At 66.8% G+C, this 14,437-nt stretch carries 12 protein-coding genes; 7 read left to right on the top strand and 5 right to left on the bottom strand.

Annotation, left to right across the window (positions count from 1 at the left end; all coding sequences use genetic code 11):
* Position 1 precedes the first annotated feature (1 nt).
* The 3 genes from ACH49N_RS08895 to ACH49N_RS08885 form a co-directional block, all read right to left on the bottom strand.
* Positions 2-1,039, bottom strand: a complete 1,038-nt coding sequence (locus tag ACH49N_RS08895; RefSeq protein ID WP_159918816.1) for an alpha/beta hydrolase — start codon at positions 1,037-1,039, stop codon at positions 2-4.
* A 130-nt stretch (positions 1,040-1,169) separates the two neighbouring features.
* Entirely contained in the window at positions 1,170-2,045 is an 876-nt protein-coding gene (locus ACH49N_RS08890) for a PIN domain-containing protein (protein ID WP_358271703.1), read from the bottom strand.
* A gap of 133 nt (positions 2,046-2,178) precedes the next feature.
* A complete protein-coding gene (locus ACH49N_RS08885; RefSeq protein ID WP_358271705.1) occupies positions 2,179-2,655 on the bottom strand; it encodes a GtrA family protein in 477 nt (158 codons plus the stop codon).
* 99 nt (positions 2,656-2,754) lie between these two features.
* On the opposite strand from ACH49N_RS08885, the gene ACH49N_RS08880 reads away from it, so the two are divergent.
* From ACH49N_RS08880 to ACH49N_RS08865, 4 genes are all read left to right on the top strand, one after another.
* Positions 2,755-4,188 carry an FAD-binding oxidoreductase gene (locus ACH49N_RS08880; RefSeq protein ID WP_109326061.1) on the top strand — a complete coding sequence of 478 codons (1,434 nt, stop codon included), beginning with the start codon at positions 2,755-2,757 and terminating at the stop codon, positions 4,186-4,188.
* Entirely contained in the window at positions 4,185-4,946 is a 762-nt protein-coding gene (locus ACH49N_RS08875; RefSeq protein WP_159918813.1) for a decaprenylphospho-beta-D-erythro-pentofuranosid-2-ulose 2-reductase, read from the top strand. Before ACH49N_RS08880 ends, ACH49N_RS08875 begins: the two co-directional genes overlap by 4 nt.
* A gap of 11 nt (positions 4,947-4,957) precedes the next feature.
* Positions 4,958-6,850 carry a galactan 5-O-arabinofuranosyltransferase gene (locus ACH49N_RS08870; protein ID WP_358271707.1) on the top strand — a complete coding sequence of 631 codons (1,893 nt, stop codon included), beginning with the start codon at positions 4,958-4,960 and terminating at the stop codon, positions 6,848-6,850.
* A 108-nt stretch (positions 6,851-6,958) separates the two neighbouring features.
* Complete coding sequence (locus tag ACH49N_RS08865) at positions 6,959-7,234, top strand: hypothetical protein (RefSeq protein WP_159918812.1); 276 nt, start codon at positions 6,959-6,961, stop codon at positions 7,232-7,234.
* On the opposite strand, the gene ACH49N_RS08860 is transcribed toward ACH49N_RS08865, so the two are convergent.
* Positions 7,231-7,932, bottom strand: coding sequence for an MspA family porin (locus ACH49N_RS08860; protein WP_109326058.1), 702 nt, complete (start codon positions 7,930-7,932; stop codon positions 7,231-7,233). The two genes, ACH49N_RS08865 and ACH49N_RS08860, sit on opposite strands and share 4 nt — an antisense overlap.
* A 215-nt stretch (positions 7,933-8,147) precedes the next feature.
* Here ACH49N_RS08860 and ACH49N_RS08855 point away from each other — a divergent pair, with 215 nt between their 5' ends.
* Positions 8,148-9,953 (top strand): glycosyl transferase, encoded by a 1,806-nt coding sequence (locus tag ACH49N_RS08855; protein ID WP_358271709.1) that lies wholly within the window; start codon positions 8,148-8,150, stop codon positions 9,951-9,953.
* Here ACH49N_RS08855 and map read toward each other — a convergent pair.
* Positions 9,950-10,714 (bottom strand): type I methionyl aminopeptidase, encoded by a 765-nt coding sequence (map, locus tag ACH49N_RS08850; protein WP_358271710.1) that lies wholly within the window; start codon positions 10,712-10,714, stop codon positions 9,950-9,952. The genes ACH49N_RS08855 and map overlap by 4 nt on opposite strands.
* 51 nt (positions 10,715-10,765) lie before the next feature.
* Here map and ACH49N_RS08845 point away from each other — a divergent pair, with 51 nt between their 5' ends.
* Both ACH49N_RS08845 and ACH49N_RS08840 read left to right on the top strand, forming a co-directional pair.
* Positions 10,766-11,035, top strand: coding sequence for a helix-turn-helix domain-containing protein (locus ACH49N_RS08845; protein ID WP_109326056.1), 270 nt, complete (start codon positions 10,766-10,768; stop codon positions 11,033-11,035).
* Positions 11,036-11,142: 107 nt separating this feature from the next.
* Entirely contained in the window at positions 11,143-14,409 is a 3,267-nt protein-coding gene (locus ACH49N_RS08840; protein ID WP_397504488.1) for an arabinosyltransferase domain-containing protein, read from the top strand.
* The last annotated feature ends 28 nt before the right edge of the window (positions 14,410-14,437 follow it).

The following is a 14,437-nucleotide window of genomic DNA, read 5'->3' as shown; positions in this document are numbered from 1 at the left end:
GTCACGCCGTGGCGCCCTGCACCATCCCGTCGTCACGCCGGACACGGACAGCCACGAATCTGGCGATCCGCCGCAGCACCGCACGGCTTTCCGGCAGCCCCGGCCACAGCGCCGGAAATGCATGCACCTGCCCGTCCCAGATCTGCAACGTGGTTGCCACCCCCGCGGCGCTGAGCCGGTGCGCCATCAACTCCGAATCAGACCGTAACACTTCACCTTCCGCGGCGATCAGCAACGACGGCGGCATTCCCACCAGATTGCCGTTCACCGGCGACAACGCGGGGTCGAGCACGCCGTCGACCTCGGCTCCGAGCTTCCCGATGGTGACCAGCGCCTCGATCGGTGCGAACACGTCCTTGGCCGCGTTGACGTGTACCGACTTCTCCGCGCAGTCCAGATCGAGCAACGGGGACAACCCGATGAGTCCGGCAGGCAGATCGACGCCCTCCTCACGGGCTTTCAGCGCCGTCGCGAACACCAGAAACCCGCCTGCGGAATCACCGGCAAAGACCGTCCCGCCCGCCCGGGCACCGTTCTCGAGCAGCCACTTGTACGCCGTCAGGCAGTCGTCGACCGATCCGCTGATGTTCGTGTCGGGCAACTGCCGGTAGCCCACGTGCATCACCGGCAGTCCGGTGAGTTTCGCGATGGTCGCCACCACCGGCCGGTGCGTATTCAGGCCACAACACAGAAATCCACCCCCGTGAAGGTAGAGAACGACGCCCTCACTCAGGTCCGGCGAGACTCCGGGAGCCCGCACGACCTCGGCGTCGAAGCCGGGCAGTCGAACCTTCTGGCGGCGAATGCCGGACGCGGGCCGCATTCCCGCGGCGAGGTCGAGCAGTGCCGCACGACGGATGGCGGACTCGTTGATCGGGGCCATTCGGACGACAGGGCGGAGAAACCAGCGACAGGCCTGGTAGAGGAGCTGGGATTCCATACTCGGCCCGGCGAGTCGGGCACCGGGCCGGTACTGCACCGTCGGTTTCCCGATCCGCTGTTCCGCAGGTGTGTGGCGGTCGTTCGGCACAGAATCCATGCCCGCTCCCTCGTCGCCGACGCCCGTCTTCGTTGACGGGCGTCTCTCCACGGTAGAAGTATCGGGCGCCGCGTTTGTCCCACATCGGCGCATCGGCATCGAGTCGTGACCAGCCGGGTAGCGAGCCGGATCAGCCGAAATCGACGTCGTCGAGCTCCTCGACGATGCTCACGCGCCGGGTGCGCCCCCCGATCATCTTCCCGAAGCCGCGGCGCCCACCGTTGTCTGCCTTCCCGGACGGCGGAATGCGCTGAGGTGCGGCGCGTGGGCGCGGCACGATGACCGGCGGCGGACCCGGTACCACCGGGCGCTCCTGTTCCACCGGGGGCCACTGTTTCTCCGGAGGCACAGGAGGCGGAACCGAACTTTCCAGGATGACCGGTTCGGGCTCCGGGCTGGGTAGTTCCTCGGTGCGGAGGTCCACGTCGGCCAGGCTGGTGGCCCACCACACACGCCCGTCCAGTCGGCGTTCCCGCAGTTCGGCTGCGATCTCGTCGTGCCATACCGGGGGCTCACCGCCCCCGAAAGATCGGGTGTTGGCACTGACCCACACGACACCGTCCGGGTGACGATCAGCCAGATCGAGGACAGTCAGCCAGTTCACCGTCGCCGCGTAGCCGTCGTACCTCTTCTTCTCCCGGTAGGGGCGCCGGCGCTGGACGGCGCGCTGGGCAATCTCCACGTGCGAGCACCCCACCGGCTCGATCACCTCGACGCCGATCTTCTCCAATTCGCGGGCGAGGGCGACCACGTACCCGCCGGCCTTCGCACGGGCCACATCGACGAACAGGGACAGGTCGTCCCGCAGTCCGAGCCGGTCGTACATCCTGGCCTGGACGGTGAGCGCTTCGATCATCGCCGCCGACTCCCGCTGGTACCGGTCGGCGATCTCGAGCAGAACGAGCCGGGGAACCGCGACCCGGACACCCCGGTCCACGGCCGTGCGCACGAAAGTCTCGAAACGAGAATCTCGCGTGACCGCCGATGTATCGAGAACGATGAGCATTGCCCGATTGTGCAGGAGAATCCCGCCCGCGCAGCCGCTGTCGCCGGGTCGTTATGCAATCTCGATCACGACGAAAGCACCGTAGGCTCGATCACGACGAAAGGACCGCAGGAACGGTCTCGAGGCCGGGCGGTCAGCGGATTTTGAAGATCACCGCGCGCTGGACGACGAAGTTGATGACCGTTGCCGTTCCCTGCGCTATGACGAACGCCAACGGCAAGCGCCACCACTCGTCGGGGAATGCCTGGTACATGACCCAGTTGAGACCGACCTGCACCGCGAAGGTCACCGCATAGAGGATCACGACCGCGACGAAACGGGCCCGGCTCGGCTCCGCTTTGAACGTCCACCGGCGGTTGATGAGATACGCCGTGGTGGTGCCGGCGATGAAGCTGATCGACTTGGCCACGTTGACGGGCAGTCCCACCAGTTCGAGGAGCAACCAATACAGGCCGAAGTCGACGATCGCCGACAACCCGCCGGTCAGGACGAACCGCACAATCTGCGTCTTCAGGTCCAGTGCGTCGTCCGCGATGTTCTCGGTGACGGGAATCTCGACCGGGAGGGGAACGTGATGTTCGTGCTCGTGACTCGGCTGGGTTTCTGACACGACGACGAGAGTAACCACCCGTGCGTACTTGTTAACCCCCCACTGTTGATAAGTACGCACAGGGCCGGTGGGTCCTACCGCCAGGTAGCCTCTATCTCGATGTCCACGACAGCAGAAGAGACGCCCACCCAGGCGCTCCCCACACAGACCCGCACCCTCACCGGCTGGGGACGAACCGCGCCCACCACGGCGCAGGTGCTGTCCACTCCCGATGTCGACGTGATCGCGCGAGCGGTCGCCCAGGTCGCGGAGAAGAACGAGTCGAAGCCCTCTCACCTGCAGCGCGGGGTGATCGCCCGCGGCCTCGGCCGCTCGTACGGCGACCCCGCGCAGAATGCCGGCGGCCTGGTCATCGACATGAATGCGCTGAACCGCATTCACCGCATCGACCGTGAGACCCATCTCGTGGACGTCGATGCCGGCGTCAATCTGGACCAGCTGATGAAGGCCGCCCTGCCGTTCGGCCTGTGGGTCCCGGTGCTGCCCGGCACCCGCCAGGTCACCATCGGCGGCGCCATCGGCTCCGATATCCACGGGAAGAACCATCACAGCGCGGGTAGCTTCGGCAACCACGTCGTGTCGCTGGATCTGCTCACCGCCGACGGTCAGGTGCGCAAGCTCACGCCGAAGGGCGGCCGCAACGACCCCAAGGGCGCGCTGTTCTGGGCGACGATCGGCGGCATGGGCCTGACGGGCATCATCCTCCGGGCGACCATCAAGATGACGCCGACCGAGACGGCGTACTTCATCGCCGACGGCGACGTCACGGGCAGCCTCGACGAGACGATCGCCCTGCACAGCGACGGCAGCGAGGCGAACTACGAGTACTCGAGCGCGTGGTTCGACGCCATCGCGGCGCCGCCGAAGCTCGGCCGCGCCGCAATCTCCCGCGGATCTCTGGCCAAGCTCGACCAGCTGCCGGAGAAGCTGCAGAAGAATCCGCTGGCGTTCGACGCACCGCAGTTGATGACGTTCCCCGACATCTTCCCGAACGGGCTGGCCAACAAGTTCAACTTCTCGTTGATCGGCGAGCTGTGGTTCCGTAAGTCCGGGACCTACCGCGGCAAGGTGCAGAACTTGACGCAGTTCTATCACCCGCTGGACATGTTCGGGGAGTGGAACCGCGCGTACGGTTCCAACGGCTTCCTGCAGTACCAGTTCGTGGTGCCGCCGGAGGCAGTCGACGAGTTCAAGGCGATCATCCGCGACATCCAGAAGTCGGGGCATCACTCGTTCCTCAACGTGTTCAAGCTGTTCGGTGAGGGCAACCAGGCGCCGCTGAGTTTCCCGATCCCCGGTTGGAACATCTGCGTCGACTTCCGGATCAAGCCGGGCTTGAACGAGTTCGTCACCGAGCTGGACAAGCGCGTGCTGAAGTTCGGTGGACGCCTCTACACCGCCAAGGATTCGCGGACCACCGCCGAGACCTTCCACTCCATGTACCCGCGGATCGACGAGTGGATCGCCACCCGCCGCAAGTACGACCCCACCAATGTCTTTGCCTCCGATATGTCCAGAAGGTTGGAACTGTGATCAACGCCGTCGGGAACCCGCAAACCCTCCTGCTCCTCGGTGGCACCTCCGAGATCGGTCTCGCCATCTGCGAGGAGTACCTGAAGAAGGCTCCGATGCGGGTGATCCTCGCCGCTCTGCCCGGCGACCCCGGCCGGGACGCCGCAGTGGCGCAGCTGACGGCTGCCGGAGCGAACGCCGTCGACGTCATCGACTTCGACGCCGTCGACACCGAGAGCCATCCGAAAGTCATCGACGAAGCCTGGGCGAAGGGGGACGTCGACGTCGCCATCGTCGCGTTCGGCCTGCTCGGTGACGCCGAGGAACTGTGGCAGAACCAGCGCAAGGCCGTCCAGATCGCCGAGGTCAACTACACGGCAGCGGTGTCGGTGGGCGTGCTGGTCGGCGAGAAGATGAAAGCGCAGGGCTACGGCCAGATCATCGCCATGTCGTCCGCCGCAGGCGAGCGTGTGCGCCGGTCGAACTTCGTGTACGGCTCCACCAAGGCCGGACTCGACGGCTTCTACCTGGGCCTCGGTGAGGCACTGCGCGAGTTCGGGCCCCGCGTCCTCGTGATCCGTCCCGGTCAGGTCCGCACCCGGATGTCCGCGGATGTGAAGGAAGCCCCGCTCACGGTGAACAAGGAAGACGTGGCCAAGCTGGCCGTCGCGTCGGCGGAGAAGGGCAAGGAGCTGGTCTGGGCGCCGGGCGCCTTCCGGTACGTGATGATGATCCTGCGGCACATCCCGCGACCGATCTTCAAGAAGCTGCCCATCTAAGCTTCGCCCTCGTGACGGAAGCACGCGTAGCCCCCGCCCGTCGGGCACTGTCGACCGCCGCCGAGATGTTTTCGGCGGCGGTCGTCGCCGCAGTGGTCGCGGCGGTCGGACTCGTCGCGTTCGCGCGAGTGCAGTGGCCGGCCTTCAGCTCGTCCAATGTGACGCAGGCCGTCACCACCGTCGGCCAGGTACTGGCCGTCGCCGGTATCGCCGTGTCGGTGCTGCTCGTGCGGCGCCACCGGGCAGTGCGGTTCGCGAGGCTGCTGTCGTGGGCGAGCCTGTCCGGGTTCGTGACGGTCACGCTCGGCCTCCCGCTCGCCGCAACCCGGCTGTACCTCCACGGCGTCTCCGTCGATCAGGAATTCCGCACCGAGTACCTGACACGGCTCACCGACTCCCCCGCGTTGCGCGACATGACGTACGCGGACCTGCCGCCGTACTACCCGGCGGGGTGGTTCTGGGTCGGTGGACGGGTCGCGGACCTCCTCGGTATGGACGGCTGGGAAGCGTTCAAGCCCTACGCCATCGGGTCGCTGGCCGTGGCTGCCGTGGTGGCACTCGTGTTGTGGAGCAACCTGATCCGGCACGACCTGGCGATCGTCGTCTCACTCGCGACCGCAGCGCTGGTCGTGGCATACGGTTCTCCCGAGCCCTACGGGGCGATCATCGCACTCCTGATCGGGCCCGCCCTCGTTCTCGCTTGGGGTGGGCTGCACCGGGTGTCCGGGCGCGGCGGCTGGGGCGCGGTGATCGGCACCGGACTCTTCCTCGGTCTCGCCGCAACCTTCTACACGCTCTACCTCGGCCTGGCCGCCTTCGCGGTGACCCTGCTTGCGGTGCTCGCCGCCGCACTCCTGGTGCGATCGCAGAAGACGTGGCGGGGGGCGATCGACCCGCTTCTCCGGTTGGCCGTGGTGGCGGTGGTGTCCGGGCTGATTGCCCTCCTGGTCTGGGGTCCATATCTCCTCGAAGTGATCCACGGCTCGCCTGCCGCGTCGGGAACTGCGCTGCACTACCTGCCCGAAGCGGGGGCGCGTCTCCCACTGCCGATGATCCACTTCTCGCTGACGGGCGCCCTGTGCCTACTCGGGACCATCTGGCTGGTCGGCCGGGCAACCACGTCGCGTCGCGCGCAGGCACTCGGGGTCGGGGTGGTGGCCATCTACGTGTGGTCGATGATGTCGATGGCTCTCGCCGCTCTCGGCAACACCCTCCTGTCCTTCCGGCTCGAGCCGGTGTTGATCGTCCTGCTCGGTGCGGCAGGTGTGTTCGGATTCGTCGAGTTCGCCGGCTGGCTCCTGCTGGCCACGAGCGACAATCCCCGAGTTCGTGGCGCGATTCTGGTGATCGGCGTGCTGGGCGGGTTCTCCTTCGTCCAGAACATTCCCCGGCACCTCGATTCCGACATCGCCGTCGCCTACACCGACACCGACGGCAACGGTGAGCGCGCCGACAAACGTCCGCCCGGTGCGGCCGCGCATTTCGCCGCGGTGGACGAACTCGTGCAGGAGCAGGTCCCGCGCGAACGTGACGACACGGTGGTCCTGACCGCCGACACCACCTTCCTCAGCTTTTACCCGTATCTCGGGTTCCAGGCACTGACGTCCCACTATTCGAACCCGTTGGCCGACTTCGCCGGTCGCGCACAGACCATCGCCGACTGGAGTGAACTCGACACTCCCGACCAATTGCTATCGGCCCTCGACGCATCGCCGTGGCGCGCGCCCGACGCCTTCGTCTTCCGCCAGGGCCCCGACGGGTACACCTTGCGCCTCGCGGAGGATGTCTACCCCAACGATCCGAACGTTCGCCGCTACACGGTGACGTTTCCGAAGGAACTGTTCGACGACCCCCGATTCACGGTGTCCGAGACCGGACCCTTCGTGGTGGTCACCCGAAACTGATCGGTCGGTCCGCGTTTATCCCGGCTCGAGCGAGGGAACTCCGCACCCAGTCCAGGAGCGGAAGCATCCGCCCTTCGAGGGGAGTGCAGGTTGCGGCGAGGAGCGGTCATGCCCGATGCAGGAAGGCCGCCGCGCGACCTCTCCGGTCCCGAAGATCATGTGCTCGGCACGGGGGGTGGTGAGGTTGCAGTGCACGCCGGACTCGCATTGACGATCGGGGCGATCCTGGGTGTCTACGTGGGGCACTGGGCGCTGTTCGTCCTCGCACTGATCGGGGTGTCGTTGTGGATCACCAGTGGTGTCGTCGTCCAGACCACACGGCAGAGGCCGCCGGACGTCGGTCCGGCGGCCTCCCACAGTCACTCGATCGAGCGTGCTGCCTAGTTGAGCTTCTGCGGCACACCGTAGGTCATGACCGAGTCACCGTTCGCGGTGACGGCCATCGCGTACGGCCGGATGGTGACCGGACCGATCGCACCGGAGATGAACCCGTGCATACCCTGCATCCGCACGAGAGCGGAAGGTCCGTCGAACTCCTGGCCTTCGAGGAACGGGACGGTGGTGATGCCGCCCGGCTCGAGGTCGATGTCGAGTTCCTGCGACGGGATGATGGAGCCACCGATACCGGCGGCCGTACCGGCATTCAGTCCGAGTTCCAGCTCGGGAACCAGCCCGAGATCGATTCCGTTGTTCGATTCGATGAACCAGTCGAGATTGGGCGTGTTGAGGACGATCGTCGCACCGGCGAGCGCCACCGGGTAGCCGATCTGATAGCCGAGAGTGAGCTGCGTGTCTTCGAACTCCGCGGCGTTCGGCCCGGTGATGTTCACCGCGGCGTAGCCGTCGTGGAAGAACTCGACCGACGTCGGCACGCCGTCGAGCGGGGGAACCGTGTGGTAGGAGGTATCTCCCTGGAGGACTTCGATGCGATTGCCACCGGCGTCGACGACGGAGCTGGAATTGTCGACCCCTGCCGAGGCAGTCCCATTGCCCATAACCATGCCGAGCACTGCAATTCCTGCAACAGCCACTGCGCGCGTGAACCGTTTGTATCCATACCGAGATGTGGTGATGTCCGTCATGCCGACCCCATTCAGAGTGCACTGCAACCGATACGAAAAAGCAAGCTGAGCGTAACCACAGGAAGCGAACAATATCCCCGTATTGATCAGAAGTTCACAAATGAACTTCCTGTGACATGGGCAACACTTCTGCCGTCACGCCCCGAATACCCCATCAGACCCTCCGGTACCCTCGGTCGATCGACATCGACCCGGATATTCGGAGGCGCGCCTGCGTGACTGAGATACTCACCGACGTCGGAACGCCGCAGCGGTCACTGAGCACTCCCACCGAGACCCCCGGCCCCGTACGCTCTCGAATTCGCCCCCACCCCGCCGATGTCGCTGCGGTGGCATTCTTCGTCGGCCTGGCGGTGTTCGTACTGGTTCGACAGTGGAAACATCTCGGGACCGGCTACCTCGTCCGCAGTGGCCAGGACCAGACCATGTGGGAATGGTTCTTCGCCGTCGCGGCGCACTCGGTGGTGCACCTGGAGAATCCACTGTCGAGCGACCTCCAGAACTATCCCCTCGGCGTGAACCTCATGGGCAACACGGCGATGTTCGGCATCAGCATTCCCCTGGCGCCCGTCACCCTGTTGTTCGGCCCCGGTGTCACGTTCACCCTCGCGCTCACGCTGGGGCTGTCCGGCACGGCCATCGCCTGGTACTGGCTGTTCTCCCGCCACGTCGTCGCCTCGCGGTTCGCTGCGGCCGTCGGCGGCGTCGTCTGCGGATTCGCCCCCGCCCTCATCTCGCACAGCAACGGGCACCCCAACTTCGTCGCCCTGTTCCTCCTTCCTTTCATCGCACTCGGCGTGATCCGGCTCGGCAGTGGACGACGTCCGGTGCGGGACGGTGTCGTCCTCGGCCTGCTGATCGCGTACCAGATCTTCCTGGGTGAAGAACCACTTCTGATCTATGCACTGGCCTTCACGGTGTTCGGGCTCGCGTTCGCAGCGACCCGTCCCCGCGCCGCTGTGGCGTCGGTACGCAAGGGCAGCAAGGGATTCGTCATCGCAGGCGGCGTCGCCCTGTCCATCGCCGCCCTGCCCCTGTGGTGGCAGTTCTTCGGGCCGGACAGTTACCGCGCGCTAGAGCACGGTCCGGTGGGCAACGACACGGAGGCGTTCACCGGTTTCCCCACTTCCTCACTGGCGGGAGCCCCGGGAACAGCCGAGTTCAGCATGAACTCCACCGAAGAGAACGCCTACTTCGGCTGGCCGCTCCTGATTCTTCTCACGCTGTCGGGATTGTGGTTGTGGCGGATGCCGCTCGCGCGCGCAGCCACTGTGACCGTTGCGGCGATGGCCGTCCTGTCACTCGGGTCCACCCTCACCATCGGCGGAATCGATACGGGAATTCCACTGCCCTGGAAGTACGTATCGCATCTTCCCCTCCTCGAATCCGTTCTGGAGTCACGCTTCGCCATGGGTTGCCTCCCGGCGGCGGCGCTCCTCCTCGCGCTCGGCACCGACCGCGCCCTCGCGTCCGCGCGGGCCGGGGAGCGGACCATAACTCTGCTGTGGATCGGCTGGCTCGCCGTCGCCCTGCTTCCGCTGGCGCCCACACCCCTTGCCGTCGTACAACGGGACACCGCCCCCGATTTCTTCGCCGAAGGAACCTGGAAGCAGTACGTCACCGACGGATCGGTGGTGACCGTGCCGCTCCCGTCACCGGAGAATGCGCGGATGCTGCGCTGGCAGACCGAGCAGAACCTCGCCTTCCCCATCGCCGGGGGGTACTTCGTCGGCCCAGCCGGCAGTGATGCGAAGGGTAAGTACGGGCCGGACGACCGCCCGACCGCACTGCTGCTGGCGTCGGCGCAGAAGTCCGGCAAGGTGCCTGACATCGACGAGCAGACGCGGACCCAGGCGATGGCGGATCTGCGCTTCTGGAACGCCGACGTCCTGGTGCTCCCACACACCCGCAACGATCGCGTTCTGCGTGAGACGGTCCGCCTGCTCATCGGCGAGCCGGCGACGCCTGTGGACGGCGTCTGGGTGTGGGACGTCCGCGCCCTGACGCGGGAAAGCGGTTAGCGGGTCAGCACTTCCGGTTCGTCCTCGCCGATCGCCACCGTGTGTTCGCTGTGTGCTGCGCGGGCTCCCGTCGCGGTGCGCAGCGTCCACCCGTCGGCGTCGCAGCGGTAGTCGTCACTGCCGTCCGCGATGAGCATCGGTTCGATCGCGAGAACCATTCCTGGCTGCAGCAGCAGACCCTTGCCCGCGCGACCCTCGTTGGGCACGTGTGGATCCTCGTGCATACGCCTGCCGATGCCGTGCCCACCGTGATCGGCGAGCATTCCGTAACCGGCACCGCGCGCATACAGTCCGATGGCCGCACCGATGTCACCCAACCGGTTTCCGGGACGCGCAGCCGCAATCCCATGAGCCAGTGCCGCTTCGGTGGCCGCGACAAGTGCGATGTCCGCCAGGTCCGCCGTGCCGACGACGAAACTGATCGCGGCGTCACCACACCATCCGTCCAGCCGCGCCCCGCAGTCGACGCTGATCAGATCACCGTCGCGGAGTCGATAGGGGACCGGGATGCCGTGCACGACAGCATCATTGACACTCGTGCACAAAGATCCAGGGAAGGGAGAGGGCGCCCAGCTCGGGTGGTAGTCGCGAAACAGCGGCACCGCTCCCGCCCCGACGATCAGGTCGGTGGCCAGGGCGTCGAGGTCGAGCAGGCTCACCCCGACCGCGGCCGACTTCCGTACCGCGGCCAGTGCCGCAGCAACCACCTGCCCCGCCGCGCGCATCGCCTGCACCTCGGCTGACGTCTTCAGCTCGACCACGACCCACCCTTACCTGTGTGCAATTTTTATACCGGTATTACTATATGGCACATGGTGCGTGTGCCGTTGACAGCCGAAGAACTCGAACGCGGGCAGAGACTGGGCGAGCTGCTGCGCGCCACCCGGGGAGACAGAAGCATGGTCACCGTCGCGCTCGACGCGGGCATCTCGGTCGAAACGCTGCGCAAGATCGAGACCGGACGTATCGCCACTCCCGCATTCTTCACCATCGCAGCAGTGGCCCGGGTCCTCGGCCTGTCGCTCGACGAGGTGGCCGATTCCCTCACCCCTTCGGTGACCGGAGGCATGGCCGCGTCCTGACGCCGGTCGGCCGCCTCGGACTCGGGTCTCCGGTGCACCGCACGACGTGAGGCCGGTACGCCGTGGGGACGGAGCACCCACGGGGAGTCACCGCCTACCATCGTCGTGTGCCGTCCGAAGTAGCAGAGAAGCCCACACGTTCGCCGTCGGAGCGGCGGCCGCTGCCCGACATTCGAAGCATCCGCACTTCCCGGCTCATCGCGATCGTCACCGGCCTGCTCGGTTTCGTGCTGGCACTCGCCATCCCGTTGCTGCCGGTCGAGCAGGACGCCGCCTCGATCGACTGGCCGCAGGACGGTGTTCTCGGCAGCGTCGACGCCCCTTTGGTGTCCTACGCGCCGCTGAACATGCAAATCTCCGTGCCTTGTTCGGCTGTGGCGCAGCTCGGCGAGGGCGGCGGCACCCTGGTCTCGACGCTGCCGAACGGCGCGCCCGACTTCGAGTCGGCCGGCCTGGTGGTGCGGGCGGCCGCCGACGGCACGGTGGAGGTCATCACCCGGGGCAACACGCTGATCTCCGCGACCGGCGCCGAGGTGCAGGGCTGCGACATGATCGAAGTCACCTCCGACCACCAGCGCACGTCCGCCGAGGTGACGGGTACCGCGGATCCCGTTGCAGGGTCGGTCGAGGGTGACGCCCGCCCGCAGATGGTCGGTATCTTCACCGATCTGCGCGGCAGCATCCCGGACGGCTTGAACGTGCACGTCGACTTCGACTCCCGGTTCTCGTCGAGCCCGACTCTGCTGAAACTTCTCGCGATGATCGTGTGCGTCCTCGCGACCCTGTCGTCGCTGTACGCGCTGCACCGGGTGGACGGCATCGACGGCAGGCGCGCCCGCCGCTTCCTGCCTGCCCACTGGTGGAAATTCACCGGCGTCGATGCCGTGGTGATCGGGACGTTGCTGCTGTGGCACGTGATCGGAGCCAATACGTCCGACGACGGTTACCTGCTGGGGATGGCCCGGGTGTCCGAGCAGTCGGGTTACATGGCCAACTACTTCCGCTGGTTCGGGGTGCCGGAAGCACCGTTCGGCTGGTCGTACGAGCTTCTCGCGGCCCTCGTCAAGGTGAGCACGGCGAGCATGTGGATGCGGCTCCCCACTCTCCTCGCGGCGCTGCTGTGCTGGATGGTGATCAGCCGGGAAGTCATTCCCCGCCTCGGTGTCGCGGTGCGGCGCAACAGGACTGCCCTCTGGACGGGCGGGCTGGTCTTCCTCGCGTTCTGGCTGCCCTACGACAACGGCCTGCGCCCCGAACCGGTGATCGCGCTCGGCGCCCTGCTCACCTGGTGTTCCATCGAACGCGCCATCGCGACCGGACGACTGCTTCCCGGCGCGGTGGCCGTGCTGATCGCGGCCTTCTCCCTCGCCGCGGGTCCGTCGGGTCTGATCTGCATCGCCGCGCTGATCGCGGGTGCGAGGCCCATCCTTCGCATCGTCATCGCGCGGGGTCACCGCGTGGGGTTCGCGTCGCAGATCTTGCCCGTCCTCGCTGCGGGCACCGTTGTGCTCGTAGCGGTCTTCGCCGATCAGACACTGGCGACCGTGCTCGAGTCGACCCGCGTGCGGACAGCCGTGGGCCCCAACGTTGCCTGGTTCGACGAACGGGTGCGCTGGGACGCGTTGCTCGGCATCTCCCCCGACGGCTCGCTCGCACGCCGGTTCGGTGTGTTCGTCATGCTGCTCTGCGTCGTCCTCTGCGTGATGCTTATCCTGCGCAAGGGCAAGGTGCCGGGCACGGCGATCGGCCCGTCACGCCGCATTCTCGGCATCGTCTTCGCATCGCTCCTGCTCATGATGTTCACGCCGACCAAGTGGACCCACCACTTCGGCGTGTACGCGGGGCTGGCCGGATCGGTGGCCGTGCTCGCCGCGGTCGGCGTCGGGGCCCGAAGCATCCGCTCCAAACGCAACCGCACACTGTTCGCCGCGGGCATCCTCTTCATCCTCGCCGTCGCCTTCACCGGATCCAACGGCTGGTGGTACGTCTCGAGCTACGGAGTCCCGTGGTGGGACAAGCCGCCGATGCTGGCCGGGAAGGGTTTCTCCACCCTGTTCCTCGGTCTCACCGTGCTCGCGTTGCTCCTCGCCGCCTGGTACCACGTCCGCGAGCCCTACAGGAAAGACACCGAGCCCGATGGGAAACGTGCGCGCGTACTGGCTCCGTCACCGTTGACCATCGCCGCCGGTGCCGTTGTCTTGTTCGAGGTGTTGTCGCTGCTGAAGGGTGTGGTCGCCCAGTACCCCGGCTACTCCATCGGGAAGGCGAACATCGAGTCGATGACGGGCGGCACCTGCGCCCTCGCCGACGAGGTACTCGTGGAGACCGACCCCAACGCGGCACTTCTGCGTCCGCTGGCCCCGATCACCGACCCGGACGGAGCCGGCGCCTTCGCTGCCACCGCCGCCGACGGTTTTACGGCCAACGGCATCGCCCGCGACCTCACCGCCGACTCCGAGAAGATCAGCAAGGGCGGGGCCAACACCGTCGATTCCGACACCGATGAGACGACCACCGGCACGAGTTCCGGTACCGGCGGTGGCACCGAGGCCACCGCCGGCGTCAACGGGAGCACCGTCACGCTGCCGTTCGGTCTCGACCCCGCCCGCACGCCCGTCCTCGGTAGCTTCCAGACCGGTGAACAGCAGCCTGCCGCCCTGACGACGGGGTGGTACGGCCTTCCCGAGCGCACCGACGACGCACCGATCGTGACCCTGTCCGCTGCCGGACGCATCCGGTCGGTCGATGCGGACGGTGTCGTCACGCCCGGGCAGATCCTGAAGGTGGAGTACGGCTCCACCGGCCCCGACGGATCCGTCACCACACTGGGCAGCATCGATCCGATCGACATCGGACCGTCGCCGTCCTGGCGAAACCTACGTGTGCCGCTCGAGTTGCTGCCCGCCGACGCGAATGCCGTCCGGCTCGTCGCCGAGGACCCGGATACCGACCCCGGCCAGTGGCTCGCGGTCACTCCACCGCGGGTGCCGAAGATGCAGACACTGCAGACGGTGGTCGGATCGACCGATCCGGTGCTGTTGGACTGGGCGGTCGGGCTCGCATTCCCCTGCCAGCGCCCCTTCGACCACCGGTACGGCGTCGCGGAGGTGCCGCAGTGGCGGGTTCTGCCCGACCGCATCGGCGCCGAGTCCACGAACGCGTGGCAGGACAGAATCGGCGGTGGCCCGCTGGGGTGGACCGACCAGCTGCTGTCGGCGAGCACCCTCGCGACCTACCTGTCGAACGACTGGGACCGCGACTGGGGCTCCCTCGAGCGGTTCACGCCGCGCGATGCTGCCACGACCCCGGCACAGGTGGACACGGAAGAGGTCACCAGGTCCGGCACCTGGTCGGCAGGACCCGTTCGCTACTAGTTTGCACACTCGTTACCGACGGGTAAGT

The sequence above is a fragment of the Rhodococcus sp. NPDC019647 genome (assembly GCF_044389235.1).
Classification (GTDB): Bacteria; Actinomycetota; Actinomycetes; order Mycobacteriales; family Mycobacteriaceae; genus Rhodococcus_F; species Rhodococcus_F oxybenzonivorans.
This window is presented reverse-complemented; position numbering and strand designations above follow the sequence as displayed.